We start from the raw sequence: 15,827 nt of genomic DNA on the forward strand, positions 1-15,827 counted from the left end.
ATTGATTGCACTTGATTTCGAAAGCATTTTTTTATTAAAATTTAGTTTAGTATAAAATGCAAAAAGAAGAAATTCAACACATTATTGATCTTAAAACAAAACCGCTTGGAGCTTTAGGTTTATTAGAAAAAATCGCACTTAAAATTGGTTTGGTTCAGCAAAAAAATCATTTAGAATTAATAAAACCTCATCTAATCGTTTTCGCAAGCGATCACGGAATTGCACAATCTGGTGTTAGTGCGTATCCAGCAGAAGTTACGCCTCAAATGGTTTTAAATTTCCTAAATAATGGAGCAGCTATTAATGTTTTTTGTAATCAAAATGAGATTAATTTAACGATTGTTGACGCTGGTGTAAATTATGATTTCGAGGATTATTCGGTTTTGAAAAATTGTAAAGTAGCCAAATCAACCAAAAATTTCTTGCACGAACCTGCAATGACCTTAGATCAATTGGAACAATGTTTTGATTATTCGAAGACAATTGTGAACGAAATCGCTCAAAATGGAACAAATATTATTGGTTTTGGCGAAATGGGAATTGGGAACACTTCTTCTGCATCGATGCTTGTACACTATTTAACCGATTTACCGCTTGAACAATGTGTAGGACGTGGAACAGGTTTGAATGATGAGCAATTACAAAATAAAATCAATATTCTAAATGAAGCGAAGAATACACATGGGAAAATTACTGATCCAAAAGAAATTTTAGCCACTTTTGGAGGTTTTGAAGTTGCTCAAATGACAGCTGCAATGTTATCTGCTTATGAACATAATATGTTGTTGATGATTGATGGATATATTGCTTCGTCTGCGATTTTGGTTGCGTCTAAATTAAATCCAGAAATTTTAAACAATACAATTTTCTGTCATCAAAGTGATGAATCTGGACATCAATATTTATTAAATTATTTCAACGAAGAACCAATTCTGAACATCAATTTGCGAGTTGGTGAAGGAACGGGGTGTGCGTTGGCTTATCCAATTATCAAAAGTGCGGTAAATTTCTACAATGATATGGCGAGTTTCGACTCTGCAGGCGTGAGTAACAAAGAAACTAAAGTGAAATGCTAAAAAAAGAAATCACTTATTTTTTAACCGCATTGATGTTTTTTACGCGAATTCCGATTCCGTTCAAAATTCCATATAGCAACGAAATCATGAATCAATCACAGAAATACTATGCAGCGATTGGTTTATTGGTTGGCGCTTTTAATGCATTGATTTATATGATTTGTCAATTTATTTTACCTATTGATATCGCCATTATTATCACAATGATTACAAGCGTTTTGTTGACTGGAGCCTTTCACGAAGATGGTTTCACCGATGTTTGCGATAGTTTTGGAGGTGGTTATGGCAAAGAAAAAATCTTGACAATTATGAAAGATAGCCGAATTGGAGCTTATGGTGTAATTGGTGTTATCTTATTGTTGTTATTGAAATTCACATCACTTCAACATATTGCAGAAAATAATTTTTGGTTGATAATTTTCAGCTTGATTGCAGCACATTCGGTTAGTCGCTTTTTTTCTGGAATGATGATTTATACACACGAATATGTGACAGATATCGACAAAAGTAAATCAAAACCGATGGCAAATAAAGCACTTCCAATAAAAAATCTTATCATTAGTTTTCTTTTCTGTCTTGTGCCTTTTATTGTTTTTGGCGAATGGAAATTCTTGTTGATATTACCACTTTGTTACATAGGAAAAGTTTATTTGGGCTGGTATTTCAAAAAATATATTGGTGGATATACAGGCGATTGCTTGGGAACTGTGCAACAAGTTACCGAAGTTTTGTTTTATCTTGGCGTTTTAATTCTATGCAAGTTTCTGTAATTCGACATACAAAAGTTAATGTTCCTTCATCGGTTTGTTACGGACAAACTGATGTGGAATTAGCTGATACTTTTCATCAAGAAGTAGTACAAATTCATACTAAGATCGAAAACGACTTTGAGATAATTTTTTCAAGTCCACTGAGTCGCTGTCAACGATTAGCAGAAACTTTCTCGAATGAAATTATTTTTGATGAACGATTAAAAGAATTCAATTTTGGAGATTGGGAAATGAAATCGTGGAACGAAATTCCTTCGTTAGAAATAGAACCTTGGTACGCCGATTTTGTCGAAACTAAAACACCAAATGGTGAATCGATGCAAGAAATATCAGAAAGACTTTTTAATTTTATGGACGAATTACGAAATACTCAACACGAAAAAGTGCTGATTGTTACACATGGCGGAATCATCCGTTTGATGTGGTGTTATTTGTTGCAAATACCAATCAAAAATGCATTCAAAATACCTATAAATTATGGTGAAATGTTTCAGTTTAATTTAGGAAAAACAAATGAGGAAGATTTTATTTTGAGCAAAGAATAAACTACAAACATTTTATCTTTTCTAACGACTTCCATTCATGTTCGATATTGGTCATCAGAATTGCGTTATCAAACTGAACAGAACCTTTTAGAAAGATTGTTTCATTTTCAAAAAAACTTGATTTCACATGTAAAACTTCCAAAGATTCTACTTCACAATTATAGGTTTCGAGTTTTAAACCTTCAAAATTATTTCCATTCGGAGAATATCCATCTGAACCATTCTCGAAGAATTTTGAAACTTCATTCAACGTTTCGAAAATCGAATTCGAATTAAATTCAACAGATTTTTTTGCATCAATTTCAATTCGTGTATCGTCAGAACTCGTGAAATCTAAATGATAATTATCGTTTTCTTCTATAACATTAAACTTCGCAAAATAATGTTTCCCAGGAAAAACTCGACCACCAACAAGCGTATTCAATTTTAGAGAAGTATCTCTCATCGGGATATATACACCTTCTTTTGTCACACCATTTTCTTCCCATTCAACCGCGATTCGATGCGCTGCATTTTCAGAATTCACTCCTACAAAATCAGGTAAACCTTTTGGTTTTATATCTTTTAATCGAATCAAACAGATTCCAGCAATTGCTTTTCCTTTGTACAATTTTGGACGAAAAGGTTGAGGTAAAATCGTCTCAATATAGTGTGATTCTACACAAAAATTGATTAACATTCTACGTTCTATAATACCATAAATTGTAGGGATTTTCATAATTTATTCTTTGTAAGTTGTTTCTTGTATTTTCCAATAATTCAACGTCAAATTATCACTATATTTTAAATAAAGTTTAATTTCTCCATTTTGATCAATTTTACCAATTTTTTCTTGAATTAAATAAACCTCCATTTTATCTAAAATTTCATCAGGCTTACCAATCAATTTATAAACCTCATTTTTTGAAGTTCCATTTGAATTATATGAATCAAATTTTAAAACATTATTAACCAAATCATCCAACATCTTATAACGATAATTTTGTCCGTAAACTCCTTCCTCAAAAGGAATCCATTTATCTGATTCAAACTTTTTCTTAGAATTACAACTCATCACAAGAAGAAAAACACCACAAAAAATAAATAATTTCTCCATAAAATAATTCAATTCCCTAATTTCTCAAAAAAAATCAACAAGTCAAATATTTCAAAATTAATTTATTAGAAAAAAGTTGTAAAATTTATTCGAAAAACACTTGCAAAAGTAATATTAATGACCTTATATTTGCACTCACAACGCGGGAATAGCTCAATTGGTAGAGCGTCAGCCTTCCAAGCTGAATGTTGCGAGTTCGAGTCTCGTTTCCCGCTCTTTGAAATATTAAATTCAAAAATCAAATTTTGCCTTGGTGGTGGAATTGGTAGACACGCAGGACTTAAAATCCTGTGTCCATTAGGACGTGCGGGTTCAAGTCCCGCCTGAGGTACTTTTTAATTTGATTTGAAAATTTACGCGGGAATAGCTCAATTGGTAGAGCGTCAGCCTTCCAAGCTGAATGTTGCGAGTTCGAGTCTCGTTTCCCGCTCTGTAAAAGCCGAAGATTAATCTTCGGCTTTTTTTATTTAGAAAAATTTGATTCCTAAAACATAAAAAAACCTCAAACAATCACGTTTAAGGTTTTTACTTTTTTATCTAATCGTTGTCTTATTTCGCTTCTTCAGCCAACATTTGTTTATATTTTTTGCCTTCGATTAATCTTTTTTCCGCCCAAATTGTTCCTCCAGGAATAACTGCTGCGATAAAAAAGATCATAAAAATTTTCCAAGACCAATTGTATTTTTCTTTCAATAAATAAACCAATATAATATAAGCTATAAACAATCCTCCGTGTACGCGTCCTGCGTGTGTTACCCATGTAGGATCTTCCCAAATATATTTCATTGGCATTGCGATAAAAAACAAAACTATCGCAGAAATAGCTTCTAAATATCCAGTAATTTTAAATAATTTCAACATTCATCTTAAATTTGAAGTCAAAAATAATTTTTAATTTCCACATGAACACTAATAGATATCAGTAAAACAAATACTTAACATCTATTTTACACGTTATTATAAGCAACAATGCGATTTTTAGGCTACATATTCTTCTTTTTTATCCAAACTATTTTTCTTTTTGGACAAGAAAAAACATATCATTTTTTACGGTATAATGATGATACAAAATCGTATACAAAAGATTTCGAAAGCAAAAATCTTGATTCATCTTTAGATTCGCTTCAAAAAACAGGTTATTATACTTTGACGATTGATTCGATAAAAAATGAAAAAGTTTATCTAAATAAAGGAAAATTGTACCAAACAATTTGGGTGAAAAACAATGAATTGTTCGAAAATAAAAATAATTATTTCCCAACAAATAATTTAGATTCTATTCTAAATAAAATAGCAACAACCAACACTAATCAAGGTTATCCGTTTGCGCAAATAAAACTTGTTCCAAATGGTTTTGAACAAAATGAACAGAAAATTGAATTGGTTTTAGACAAAGGAAATCAGCGAACAATAGATGGTGTAAAATTGGTTGGTTACGAAAAATTATCCAAAGGTTATTTGCGTCATGGACTCAATATAAAAACTGGCGAAGTATACAATGAACAGAAGTTGGCAACAATTTCGACATTAATGCAACAAACCAATTATATTGCAGAAGCGCAATTACCACAAACTTTATTTAAGCCTGATTCTACGATTTTATATTTGTATCCTCGCAAAGTAAATTCAAATTATTTTGATGGTGTTTTAGGTTTTGGAACAGATGATAACGGCGATTTTAGATTGAACGGAAATGTACAACTTTCGTTGAACAACGTGTTCAATAGTTTGGAAGAAATCAGGTTAAATTGGATTGGAACAGCAAATAAAAATACGTCGTTGAATATTGGTGTTAAAGTACCTTATTTGTTCAAATCTGCGATTGGTTCGGAAACGAATTTCAAGCTTTTCAAACAAGATTCTGTTTTTGTGAATTTAGATTTTTCGGAGCGATTATTTTATCAACTCAACCTCAACTCGAATATTGGTGTAAGCGGAATTATACAATCGTCTAACTTTTTGTTGGAAGATGATTCCTATCTAAAATCGAGCTACGACGATTATTCGAAAATTGGTTTTGGTTTGAGTTATCACTATTTCCTGAAACATCCTTTTCGTTTGATGGAAGGAAAATCTATGTTGAATGTTGTGGTAAATTCGATTCGTAAAAAGGAAAAGAATTTTTCGTGGACAGAAGATTTGGAAAATAAAACCGTCAATCAAATTGAAGTTGGTCTAAAAACATTTCGTTTATTCGAATTGTCCAAAAAACATTTCTTAAAAGCTGGTGCAGAATTTAGAGGTTTGCTCACGAAAGACGATGATTTCTCCGAAAACGAATTGTACAGAATTGGTGGTTTCGGAAGTTTTAGAGGTTTTAACGAAGAAAGTATTACAACAAATATGTACGGATTTTTGAGTGCAGATTATCGTTTTGTTCCAAGCGAAGCATTCTATATTGGACTTTTCGCCGATTATGGTTTTATAGATAACAAACGCGCAAATCTGAATACGTCTTTGTTAAGTTTAGGAACTGGAATTTCTTTTTTAACTAAAATGGGAATTTTCAATTTGAGTTATGCAGTTGGTAAAACAGACGAAACTTCATTCGATTTTAAAGAATCTAAAATCCACTTTGGGATATTAAGCCAGTTTTAAAAAAACATTACAAAGTTTATTTATCTGTAACCTACATTTATTTAAATCATATCTGTTTGTAATGTCCGTAAAGAAACTTTTATCACAAACAAGTCTGTTTTAATTTACCAAACGTACTGTGTGAATGAATACTAAGAATTTTTATTAAAAAAACTTTAAATTTTTATAGGTTTATTGTTAACATTTTCGTGAAATTAGCTACTTATAAAATACTCACACAAAATAAATTTAAAAATGCGTAAAATTTTTTATCCAGTTTTAGCTTCAGCTTTATTTTTAGCTTCAGCTCAATTGGTGTCTGCACAAGACAATTTAGTTAATTCTTTGAACAAAAATGTTAGTGAAAATAGTAAAGAAGCTTTCAAATTTACTGACGTTATCAATTTAGCTAAAACTCCAGTAGAAAACCAAGGTTCATCAGGAACTTGTTGGTCATATTCAGGAAATTCTTTCTTCGAATCAGAAATGTTAAGAATGGGAAAACAACCTATTCAATTGTCTCCAATTTTCAATGCGAGAAATACATATGTTGAGAAAGGAAAACAATATGTTCGCATGCACGGTGCAACAACTTTAGGTGACGGAGGTTCTTTCTATGATGTTTTGAATACAATCAAAAAATACGGAGCTGTTCCAACTGAAACTTACACAGGTTTGAATTACGGAACAAAAACAAATCAATTTGGTGAAATGGCTGCAATTCAAGAAGGAGTTTTGAAAGCGGTTGTTGCAAATCCAAATGGTAAATTAACTCCAAACTGGGAGAAAGCCTATACAGCTGTTTTGGATAGCTATTTAGGAGAATATCCAAAAGAATTCACATACAACGGAAAAAAATACACACCACGTACATTTGCTGATCAAGTGGTAGGAATTAATCCAAACGATTATGTTGCGATTACATCTTTTAAAGATCACGACTATTACAAACCGTTTGTATTAGCGATTCCTGATAACTGGGCGTACGAATCTTTCTACAATGTTCCGATGACAGAGATGACTGATAACATTGATTATGCTTTGAAAAACGGATTTACAGTTGCTTGGGCAACAGACGTTTCTGAAAAAGGATTTAGCTGGAAAAATGGTGTAGCGTATGTACCAGAAGTTGATTTTGCAGATATGAATGCGCAACAAAAAGCAGATATGTTCAAAGGTCCAAAACCAGAAAAAGTAATTACAGAAGATATGCGTCAGGCTGCTTTTGATGATTACCAAACGACTGATGACCACGGAATGCACATTGTTGGTATTGCAAAAGATCAAAACGGAAAAGATTACTACATCGTGAAAAACTCTTGGGGTTTAACTAACGATTACGAAGGATATCTTTATGTAACAAAAGCTTTTGTTCAGTACAAAACAACAAATATTTTAGTTCATAAAAACGGTGTTCAAAAACAAACGTTGAAAAAATTAGGATTATAATCTTAATTTATATAATAATGAAAAGCTGTCTTATGAGACAGCTTTTTTTGTTTAAAAACGAATATTTCAAATGGTTTGATGTACTTTTGCAGTCTAATTTTTAGTCAATAAATATGCCTCAAAATGTAACAATACGCATATCTCCTACAGAAGCTGCAAACGAGAAACTTCTGAAACAACGTTTAGCATCTGCTGTTAAAACAAAACCAGAGAATATCAATGCTTACCAAATTATTCGTCGCTCTTTAGATGCACGAAGCCGAAATATTATTTCCCAATTACAAGTCAATGTTTTTGTAAATGAAGAATTCTCTGATGCTTTCGAGTTTCATCCAAATCTTCAAAATGTAGAAAACAAACACGAAGTTTATATTGCTGGTGCTGGTCCTGCTGGATTATTTGCTGCGTTAGAATTAATAGAACAAGGTCTAAAACCAATTATCATCGAGCGTGGTAAAACTGTTCGTGATCGTCGTCGTGATTTAGCAGCAATGAATAAAGAAGGAAAAGTAAATCCTGAATCAAACTATTGTTATGGCGAAGGTGGCGCTGGAACTTATTCGGACGGAAAATTATATACGCGTTCTACAAAACGTGGAAACATTCTGAAATCATTGCAATGGTTTGTCCATTTCGGTGCAACAGAGCGTATTTTACAAGAAGCGCATCCACATATCGGAACAAATAAGTTACCTGGGATTATCGCCAACATGCGCGAAGCAATTATCGAATGTGGTGGTGAAGTTTGGTTTGATACAAAACTAACGGATATTATCATCGAGAATAATCAAATCAAAGGAATTGAAATTAATCATGATAAAAAAATTAAAACTTCTTCTTTGATCTTAGCAACGGGACATTCGGCTCGTGATATTTTCAGAATGTTAGATGAAAAGAAAGTTTTAATCGAAGCAAAACCTTTTGCATTAGGCGTTCGTGTAGAACATCACCAAAGTTTGATTGATTCTGCTCAATATCATTGTCCAATCGGAACAGAACGCAACGAATTTCTTCCGCCAGCCTCGTATTCATTAGTTTCTCAAGAAGCAGGTCGCGGCGTTTTCTCTTTTTGTATGTGTCCCGGTGGAATTATCGCGCCCGCATCTACAGACGAAGGAGAATTGGTAGTAAATGGTTGGTCACCTTCTAAACGTGACGGATTCTTTGCAAACTCGGGAATGGTTGTAACAGTTGATGAAAAAGATTTTGCTAAATATGGTTTTACTGGACCTTTGGGTGGAATGAAGTTTCAACAAATGGTCGAGCAAAAAGCGTGGCAAGTTGGTGAAGGTAAATTAAAAGCTCCCGCACAACGAATGACTGATTTTGTTTCAGGGAAATTATCCAATTCATTAAATGATTGCTCGTATTTACCAGGTTTAACATCAGGTTTATTGAGCGAAGTTTTACCAAAAGAAGTTCATCAATCTTTGAAATTAGGTTTCCAAACATTTGGTAAAAAAATGAATGGTTACTATACCGAAAATGCAAATATTGTGGCAACAGAATCAAGAACTTCTTCGCCTGTTCGTATTCCGAGAAATGAAGAAACCTTAGAACATACGCAAGTTGCTGGTTTATTTCCTTGCGCTGAAGGAGCTGGTTACGCTGGTGGAATTATTTCTGCCGCAATGGACGGAGCAAAAGTTGCAATTGCTGTGAAGAATTTTATCGGAAAATAGTTTTATATTTAATACTCAAAATAAAATACAGATGTCAAGCTGAACTTGTTTTAGCTTCACATCTTTAGGAATGATGAATTTAGAAAAAGTAAATAATTTCAAATTTTTATTGATTTCAGTAGTACTGATTTTGATAGGTTATTCAATCAACTTAATCGGTTGGAATATTGGAACAATTACAATTGCTTATTTTGGATTAGGTTTATTCTTTTTAGGAATTATTTCATTCATCATTTTACTATTTTTAGCTTTAATTAAAATTGTTAATAGAATTTAATGAATCTCTTAAAATCTATACTATTTGTCGGTTTAGGTGGCGCTTTTGGTAGTGTTGCAAGATTTTTAATTTCGTACGGAATCGGAAAATATTATTCACAACCTTTTCCATTTGCTACGTTTTTGACAAATATTATCGGTTGTTTTTTGATTGGCACTTTATATGGATATTCAATCAAAAATGGTTTAGGAAATACCTATTTCAATTTTTTACTGATAACTGGATTTTGTGGAGGTTTCACGACATTTTCAAGTTTTTCGTATGAAAATTTCAACTTAATTCAACAACAAAATTACATCACACCAATTATTTATATTTTTTTGAGTGTACTCATTGGTTTACTCTTTACAATGATTGGTTTTAGATTAACAAAATAACTCTATATCGAAAATAGTTTTCTCTTATTCGTTTTAATGTATTACTTTTAAGCAACTTAAAAAATTAATACATGAGGAAATCTATTTTGATCTGCGGAATCATTTTTGGTTCTGTATTTACTCACGCACAATTAAAAACAGTGAAAAAAACTGACAATAAAGGATATACCTACGAAATGGTAGAAAATGATCCTTCGAATACAAGAATTTATACGCTAAAAAATGGTTTGAAAATCTATTTGGCTCAAATAAAAGACGAACCAAGAATCCAAACTCATATAGCTGTAAAAACAGGTTCTAACAACGATCCAGAAGACAATACTGGTTTGGCTCACTACTTAGAGCATATGGTTTTTAAAGGAACTTCTAAAATTGGAACACAAAATTGGGCTGTTGAAAAACCTTTGATCCAACAAATTTCAGATTTATACGAACAGCACAAAGCAGAAAAAGATCCTGCAAAAAAAGTAGAAATCTATAAAAAAATTGATCAAGTTTCGCAAGAAGCATCCAAATATGCTGTGGCAAACGAATACGATAAATTAATTTCATCTTTGGGAGCATCAGGAACTAATGCACATACATCTTTAGAAGAAACAATTTATCATAATAATATTCCGAATAATGAATTAGAGAAATGGTTAACAGTAGAATCTGAGCGCTTTAGTGAATTAACTTTACGTCTTTTTCATACTGAATTAGAAGCCGTTTACGAAGAATTTAATCGTTCACAAGACAATGATGGACGTTTAGTTTTTTATAAAATGATGGAAACATTGTTTCCAAAATCGCATTACGGAACACAAACAACTATTGGAACTTCAGAACATTTAAAAAATCCATCAATGGTTGCAATTCATAATTATTTCGATAAATATTATGTAGCGAGCAATATGGCTGTGATGTTGATTGGTGATTTCGATTTTGATACGGCTGTTCCAATGATTGACAAATATTTTGGAAATTATGCTACAAAAGCAGCTCCTGCACAATATGTTGCAAAAGAAGAGCCGATTAAAACAATTGTAACAAGCGAAGTTTTTAGTCCATCTTCGGAACGTGTTCAGTTTGCTTACCGTTTTAACGGAGCAAAAAGTTCTGATGCAAAATATGTAACATTAATTGATTATATTTTAAGTAATTCTACAGCTGGATTAATCGACTTAAATATCAATCAACAGCAAAAAACATTAGGAGCAGGAAGCTCTTCTTCTTTCTTTAGAGATTATGGTATGCATTCTTTTTCTGGATCTCCAAAACAGGGACAAAGTTTAGAAGAAGTACGTGATTTATTAATTGCTCAGATTGAAAAAATCAAAAAAGGGGAATTTGATGATTGGATGATAGAAGCAGTTGTAAATGATTTAAGAAAATCTCGTATGAAAAGCTGGGAAAATACTCGTTCTTTAGCAGCAAGTTTGTACAAATCATATATCAATGATGTTCCTTGGGCAGAAGTTGTCGATCAATACGATGATATGGGTCGTGTAACAAAGCAAGAACTAATGGACTTTGCAAAGAATAATTATACGAATAATTATGTAATTGTTTACAAACGTCAAGGTGAAAACAAGGATTTGGTACGTGTTTCGAATCCTGGAATTACGCCAATTCAATTGAATCGTGATGCTGAATCTACTTGGTACAAAGATTTCATGAAGATTAAATCAAGTGAGATTAAACCAGTTTTTGTTGACTTCAAAAAAGAATTGAACGAAAGTAAAATCAAGAATGCAAAATTCACTTCGATTCAGAACAAGACAAACGATATTAGCTCTGTTTACTATATCGCGGATATGGGATCAGACAATAACAAAAAGCTTGGTTTAGCGATTAATTACTTAAATTATTTAGGAACGTCCAAATATTCGCCAGAAAACTTGAAAAAAGAGTTTTATAAAATTGGTGTTGATTATGGAGTTAATCCTGGTACAGAAAGAACTTCTGTTTATATCACAGGTTTACAAAAGAACTTAACAAGCGGAATCAAATTATTTGAACATCTTTTAAGTGATGCCGTTGCAAATAATGAATCTTACCAAGAATATGTGAAAACAATCTTGAAATCAAGAGAAAATTCAAAAAAGAACAAAAACGTGATTTCTTCTTTGTTGAACACTTATGCGCAATATGGACCAAATAATCGCTCGAGAGATATTATTTCTGAAGCTGATTTGAAAGCTATTGATCCAAAAGAATTAACGCAAATCATCAAAGATTTCTTTAATTACAAGCACCAAATTTTCTATTACGGAAATAATGAAGCGGAAACGAAAAAAGCAATTGAACAAAATCATAATTTCGGGAAAAATTTAGATTATCCTAAGAAAAAAGAATATCCACAACCAGCTACAGATGGCAAAGTATATTTTGCTCCTTACGATATGGTACAAGCGGAAATTAATTTCTTTGCTCGTGATACTAAATATGATCCAACTTTGTTGACATCTACAGGAATTTTCAATGAGTATTTTGGTGGAGGTTTGTCATCTATCGTTTTCCAAGAAATTCGCGAGTCTAAATCATTGGCTTATTCTGCTGGTTCTTATTACATTAATGCAAATAAAAAAGATAATTACAATTATGTAAGAGCTGTAATTGGAACACAAGCAAACAAATTGCCACAAGCTGTTGACGCAATGAAAGAATTAATGAATAATATGCCAAAAGCAGAAAATCAATTCAATAATTCTAAACAAGCAGCACTTAAGCAAATCGCTACAAGTCGTTATACAAAAGCAAATGTGTTCTTTTATTGGTTATCATTACAAGATAAAGGTCTAAATTATGATATCAATAAAGATATTTACGATCAAACATCTAAATTAACATTAGAACAATTGGATCAATTTTTCCAAAAACATATCAAAGGTCAAAACTTCAATGTTGGTTTAATTGGTAAGAAAGAAAACTTAGATTGGCCATCTGTTGAAAAACTTGGACAAGTAAAAGAATTAACGTTAGAAGAGCTGTTTAACTACTAATAATCAGAAATTATAAAAACCAATAAACGCGTTTAGGAAATCCTATAACGCGTTTATTTTTTAAAACTAACCTATGAATGAATAATCACTCAAAAACCAAATAAGGCTCAATTTCCCTAAACTTTTCTTCACTTATCGCATAACATCTTTTCAATGTTTTTGCATCTTTAAAACTCCCACCTAACGAACGTTTAAAATTAAGAATCGTATTTACTTGTTTCTCTGTGAAACCGAGTTTTATCCAATCCTCATGACTCAAATTATTTGGATTAAACTTACCTTTTATTTCTATTTTTTCTGCTACTTTATCTTCACTTTTTGACTGTTCAACTTTTGGCTGCTCAGCTTTATAAATTACATTTTCAGGTAAATCAATATAAGATTCCATTTCTGCATATTTTTCATCCGAAATCATATAACATTTTTTCAATTGTTCTTTCGATTTAAACTGACCTCCCAAAATATTTTTATATTTCATAATTGAAGCAGCTTGTTTAGACGAAAAACCTATTTTTTGCCAATCATTTTCAGAATAACTATTTGGATTAAATTTTACATATTGAATCTTTTTGCCACTTTGTTTTTTCTCATTTTTTTCATCTTCCTTTGATTTTTCTGGTAACAAAATATACGTTTTCATCTCTGCATATTTCGCATCATCAATCACAAAACATTTCCTCAATTGCTCTTTCGAGGTAAACTTTCCTCCAACAATCTGTTTATATTTCATGATTATTTCTGCCTGTTTTGGCGAAAAACCAAGTTTTTCCCAGCCTTGTTGTGGCAAATCATTTGGATTGAAATTTTTGTAAACTATTTTAGTTTTTGGTGATGAATAATCTATAAAACTCGATTTAGATTGTTCTGGTAAAAGAACAAAAGGAGCTAATTCATTATACTTTCCTTCATCGATAACATAACATTTCTTAAGCTGTTCTTTCGATGTAAATTCTCCGCCAACAATTCCTTTATATTTCAAAATGACTTCGGCTTGACGTTCCGAAAACCCTAAATTCATCCAATCTTCTAAAGATAATTCGTTTGGGTTAAAGGGTTTGATTGAATCTTTTACTTGTTTATTTGAAGTAGAATTAAATGTATAATTTTTCGGAGTTTTTTGATAATTTGCTAGCAAAGCTTTATCTGCTTCTGATAATTGATATGTTTCTTTTTCAACTGAAATATGTTGAAAAATCTCAAATAACAAAATCAAAACAAATAATAAATACAAGCCAAATCTTTGCGATTTATTCAGGTAAAAAGTAGATTTTTTTAAATATTTCATCTTGGTTGGAAAAGAAGTGAAAATAATATCCTTATCAAACACTCACGATATCGAAAACGACATAACCATCAAATATTTAACAAATTAAGAAATCTAAAATTAATAAAAGGTTTTAAGTATTTGTAAATATTTTTTACAAATCAAAAACCGATTTTCGTTTGATAACAAAACAATCTTTTACCCAAAAAAAGAATAACATAATAAAATAACCAATAAAGGTTAAACCGAAAGTTGCAAAGGTTAAATAAATGAAAATCAAACGTAATTTTGCAACGCGAATTCCCAATTTGTCTGCAAATCGCGAAATCACATTAAACCATTCTGTTTCAGTAAAATTCCTAATTTGATCTTTCATTTAACGTAAAATTTGTTGTCCGATAGCGCAATTTAAACATTTTTTTTCGGAGCAATATCTTTTTTTAAGTTGAATTAATTGTTGAGAATCTTTTGCGGTTTTATTTTCAAAACCAATTCGTTCAAATTCATCTAAAATCGAGTTATTTTCCGCTTCCATTTCATTTAATAAATCCAAATAAAAATCAATTTCTACCTCATCTTTTTGTCGCTCAAAAGCATAACGAATCGGAATAATAGAATTGATGAGCAAATTATTTATTTTATCTTTTGAAAGATTTTTGAGTTGAAATTTTGATTCGTTCTTAAATGTATAATGCGTTTCCCAAAAAGAATTTAATTCCAAATTTTCGAAGATTTTATAAAATTCTTTCAAATTTTTTGGCTGAATAATTTCAGAAAACAAACTTTGATAATTCACATAAATCGATGCTAATTGCGCCAAACGAATCGTCGGAAAACCAATTGGTCGCATTTTCGAAAATCGGAACAAACTATTTTCAATTGATTCTAATTGATATTTATTTTTCAGGAATTGATATTCGTTTTTTAATTGCTTAGAATAATCATTCTCATAGTTTTCTTCTAAAAAACTGGCTTGTCCAAAAAACAAGGCTTCAACTTTTTGGGCATTAAATTGTATTTTTTGCAAAACTTTGAACGGAAAAGAATTTGCCCAAATCTCAAAAGTTTCTACATTAACTTTTAATCCAAAATTCTTTGCCAAACTTTTGAACAATGTTTCTTCCCAATTGGAATTATTGTGTTCTAAAATTTGTACAATATCGTTTGTTTTTTCTTCGAAACGTTCGATTAAAATTCGTTCAAACCAAAAAGAAAATTGCTTCAAATCAATTGAATCTAAAAATTCTTCACAATAAATTTTATCCAACTTAGAATTAATAATATTTTGATAATTAAAAACAATTTCCGGTTTTACAAAATCTTGTAAAATCAAAGTTTGTACATTACGTTGACGCAAAATATCAACTTCACAATCGTGATTCCATACAACATGCAAAATCACATTTTGATACGATAAATCATTCGAATGTTGATGAAAATTCCAATCCGAAGAATTGACATGCATTTCGACACTTCCAATCCACAATTTATCGCCAATGATGATTTCTGCTTCCAAAAAATCTGGCCCAGCATGATGGTTTAACTTTCCAACTTTCACAATTTCAATGAAATCTCCATGAAAAGTTTGTAAGCTTTGATGTGAAAATTGATTCAATTTCCAAATATGATGTAGAAAAATTTCTTTCATAGACAAAAGTTAATCAATGAATTATAAAAAATCATTAAAATAAATACTTATTTTTTTTAAATTAATTAAACGTTTGTTTAAC

At 31.2% G+C, this 15,827-nt stretch carries 15 protein-coding genes and 3 tRNA genes; 12 read left to right on the forward strand and 6 right to left on the reverse strand.

Features of this window, described 5'->3' with window-relative positions; translation table 11 throughout:
- The first annotated feature begins 56 nt into the window (after positions 1 to 56).
- From cobT to cobC, 3 genes are read left to right on the forward strand one after another with little or no spacing between them, the layout of a single operon-like run.
- Positions 57 to 1,076: a nicotinate-nucleotide--dimethylbenzimidazole phosphoribosyltransferase gene (cobT, locus tag B3578_RS04610; RefSeq protein ID WP_291047138.1), complete on the forward strand. Its 1,020-nt coding sequence runs from the start codon at positions 57 to 59 to the stop codon at positions 1,074 to 1,076.
- Positions 1,070 to 1,846, forward strand: coding sequence for an adenosylcobinamide-GDP ribazoletransferase (locus B3578_RS04615; RefSeq protein ID WP_221854148.1), 777 nt, complete (start codon positions 1,070 to 1,072; stop codon positions 1,844 to 1,846). Before cobT ends, B3578_RS04615 begins: the two co-directional genes overlap by 7 nt.
- Positions 1,831 to 2,391 (forward strand): alpha-ribazole phosphatase, encoded by a 561-nt coding sequence (gene cobC, locus B3578_RS04620; RefSeq protein ID WP_291047139.1) that lies wholly within the window; start codon positions 1,831 to 1,833, stop codon positions 2,389 to 2,391. Before B3578_RS04615 ends, cobC begins: the two co-directional genes overlap by 16 nt.
- A 1-nt stretch (position 2,392) precedes the next feature.
- On the opposite strand, the gene B3578_RS04625 is transcribed toward cobC, so the two are convergent.
- Together B3578_RS04625 and B3578_RS04630 are read right to left on the reverse strand one after the other, a co-directional pair.
- Positions 2,393 to 3,109, reverse strand: a complete 717-nt coding sequence (locus B3578_RS04625) for a DUF2071 domain-containing protein (RefSeq protein WP_291047140.1) — start codon at positions 3,107 to 3,109, stop codon at positions 2,393 to 2,395.
- A gap of 3 nt (positions 3,110 to 3,112) precedes the next feature.
- Positions 3,113 to 3,487 carry a hypothetical protein gene (locus B3578_RS04630; protein ID WP_125350484.1) on the reverse strand — a complete coding sequence of 125 codons (375 nt, stop codon included), beginning with the start codon at positions 3,485 to 3,487 and terminating at the stop codon, positions 3,113 to 3,115.
- A 142-nt stretch (positions 3,488 to 3,629) separates the two neighbouring features.
- Here B3578_RS04630 and B3578_RS04635 point away from each other — a divergent pair.
- The 3 genes from B3578_RS04635 to B3578_RS04645 all read left to right on the forward strand — a co-directional run bounded on the left by B3578_RS04635 (position 3,630) and on the right by B3578_RS04645 (position 3,917).
- Positions 3,630 to 3,702: transfer RNA gene (locus tag B3578_RS04635), tRNA-Gly, on the forward strand.
- A 32-nt stretch (positions 3,703 to 3,734) separates the two neighbouring features.
- Positions 3,735 to 3,818 (forward strand) — tRNA-Leu (locus B3578_RS04640).
- Between the two features lie 26 nt (positions 3,819 to 3,844).
- Positions 3,845 to 3,917 (forward strand) — tRNA-Gly (locus B3578_RS04645).
- Between the two features lie 119 nt (positions 3,918 to 4,036).
- Here B3578_RS04645 and B3578_RS04650 read toward each other — a convergent pair.
- The gene (locus tag B3578_RS04650) at positions 4,037 to 4,348 is read right to left on the reverse strand and encodes a DUF3817 domain-containing protein (RefSeq protein ID WP_125350851.1); all 312 of its coding nucleotides are present in this window, start codon (positions 4,346 to 4,348) and stop codon (positions 4,037 to 4,039) included.
- Between the two features lie 108 nt (positions 4,349 to 4,456).
- Here B3578_RS04650 and B3578_RS04655 point away from each other — a divergent pair, with 108 nt between their 5' ends.
- From B3578_RS04655 to B3578_RS04680, 6 genes are all read left to right on the forward strand, one after another.
- On the forward strand, positions 4,457 to 6,085 hold the full coding sequence (locus B3578_RS04655; protein ID WP_291047141.1) for a hypothetical protein: 1,629 nt from the start codon (positions 4,457 to 4,459) through the stop codon (positions 6,083 to 6,085).
- Between the two features lie 234 nt (positions 6,086 to 6,319).
- Positions 6,320 to 7,513: an aminopeptidase C gene (locus B3578_RS04660; RefSeq protein WP_221854144.1), complete on the forward strand. Its 1,194-nt coding sequence runs from the start codon at positions 6,320 to 6,322 to the stop codon at positions 7,511 to 7,513.
- Positions 7,514 to 7,626: 113 nt separating this feature from the next.
- Complete coding sequence (locus tag B3578_RS04665; protein WP_291047142.1) at positions 7,627 to 9,195, forward strand: NAD(P)/FAD-dependent oxidoreductase; 1,569 nt, start codon at positions 7,627 to 7,629, stop codon at positions 9,193 to 9,195.
- Positions 9,196 to 9,265: 70 nt separating this feature from the next.
- Positions 9,266 to 9,472 (forward strand): hypothetical protein, encoded by a 207-nt coding sequence (locus tag B3578_RS04670; protein ID WP_125349604.1) that lies wholly within the window; start codon positions 9,266 to 9,268, stop codon positions 9,470 to 9,472.
- Positions 9,472 to 9,849 carry a fluoride efflux transporter CrcB gene (crcB, locus tag B3578_RS04675; RefSeq protein WP_125349605.1) on the forward strand — a complete coding sequence of 126 codons (378 nt, stop codon included), beginning with the start codon at positions 9,472 to 9,474 and terminating at the stop codon, positions 9,847 to 9,849. The genes B3578_RS04670 and crcB overlap by 1 nt, the downstream gene beginning before the upstream one ends.
- Before the next feature lie 71 nt (positions 9,850 to 9,920).
- Entirely contained in the window at positions 9,921 to 12,833 is a 2,913-nt protein-coding gene (locus B3578_RS04680; protein ID WP_291047143.1) for a M16 family metallopeptidase, read from the forward strand.
- An 85-nt stretch (positions 12,834 to 12,918) separates the two neighbouring features.
- Here the strand turns inward: B3578_RS04680 and B3578_RS04685 are convergent, their stop codons facing one another.
- The 3 genes from B3578_RS04685 to B3578_RS04695 form a co-directional block, all read right to left on the reverse strand.
- On the reverse strand, positions 12,919 to 14,118 hold the full coding sequence (locus tag B3578_RS04685) for a helix-hairpin-helix domain-containing protein (protein WP_286494764.1): 1,200 nt from the start codon (positions 14,116 to 14,118) through the stop codon (positions 12,919 to 12,921).
- Positions 14,119 to 14,251: 133 nt separating this feature from the next.
- Positions 14,252 to 14,473, reverse strand: a complete 222-nt coding sequence (locus B3578_RS04690) for a PspC family transcriptional regulator (RefSeq protein ID WP_125349608.1) — start codon at positions 14,471 to 14,473, stop codon at positions 14,252 to 14,254.
- Positions 14,474 to 15,745, reverse strand: coding sequence for a DUF2851 family protein (locus B3578_RS04695; protein ID WP_125349609.1), 1,272 nt, complete (start codon positions 15,743 to 15,745; stop codon positions 14,474 to 14,476).
- Positions 15,746 to 15,827 lie beyond the last annotated feature (82 nt).

Origin of the sequence: Empedobacter sp. UBA1574 (assembly GCF_002322895.1) — a bacterium.
In the GTDB taxonomy this organism is placed as follows: Bacteria; Bacteroidota; Bacteroidia; order Flavobacteriales; family Weeksellaceae; genus Empedobacter; species Empedobacter falsenii_B.

Coding starts and splice junctions, on each gene's coding strand:
- cobT (WP_291047138.1), top strand. CDS start 57: ATGCAAAAAGAAGAAATTCAACACATTATTGATCTTAAAACAAAACCG.
- B3578_RS04615 (WP_221854148.1), top strand. CDS start 1,070: ATGCTAAAAAAAGAAATCACTTATTTTTTAACCGCATTGATGTTTTTT.
- cobC (WP_291047139.1), top strand. CDS start 1,831: ATGCAAGTTTCTGTAATTCGACATACAAAAGTTAATGTTCCTTCATCG.
- B3578_RS04625 (WP_291047140.1), bottom strand. CDS start 3,109: ATGAAAATCCCTACAATTTATGGTATTATAGAACGTAGAATGTTAATC.
- B3578_RS04630 (WP_125350484.1), bottom strand. CDS start 3,487: ATGGAGAAATTATTTATTTTTTGTGGTGTTTTTCTTCTTGTGATGAGT.
- B3578_RS04650 (WP_125350851.1), bottom strand. CDS start 4,348: ATGTTGAAATTATTTAAAATTACTGGATATTTAGAAGCTATTTCTGCG.
- B3578_RS04655 (WP_291047141.1), top strand. CDS start 4,457: ATGCGATTTTTAGGCTACATATTCTTCTTTTTTATCCAAACTATTTTT.
- B3578_RS04660 (WP_221854144.1), top strand. CDS start 6,320: ATGCGTAAAATTTTTTATCCAGTTTTAGCTTCAGCTTTATTTTTAGCT.
- B3578_RS04665 (WP_291047142.1), top strand. CDS start 7,627: ATGCCTCAAAATGTAACAATACGCATATCTCCTACAGAAGCTGCAAAC.
- B3578_RS04670 (WP_125349604.1), top strand. CDS start 9,266: ATGATGAATTTAGAAAAAGTAAATAATTTCAAATTTTTATTGATTTCA.
- crcB (WP_125349605.1), top strand. CDS start 9,472: ATGAATCTCTTAAAATCTATACTATTTGTCGGTTTAGGTGGCGCTTTT.
- B3578_RS04680 (WP_291047143.1), top strand. CDS start 9,921: ATGAGGAAATCTATTTTGATCTGCGGAATCATTTTTGGTTCTGTATTT.
- B3578_RS04685 (WP_286494764.1), bottom strand. CDS start 14,118: ATGAAATATTTAAAAAAATCTACTTTTTACCTGAATAAATCGCAAAGA.
- B3578_RS04690 (WP_125349608.1), bottom strand. CDS start 14,473: ATGAAAGATCAAATTAGGAATTTTACTGAAACAGAATGGTTTAATGTG.
- B3578_RS04695 (WP_125349609.1), bottom strand. CDS start 15,745: ATGAAAGAAATTTTTCTACATCATATTTGGAAATTGAATCAATTTTCA.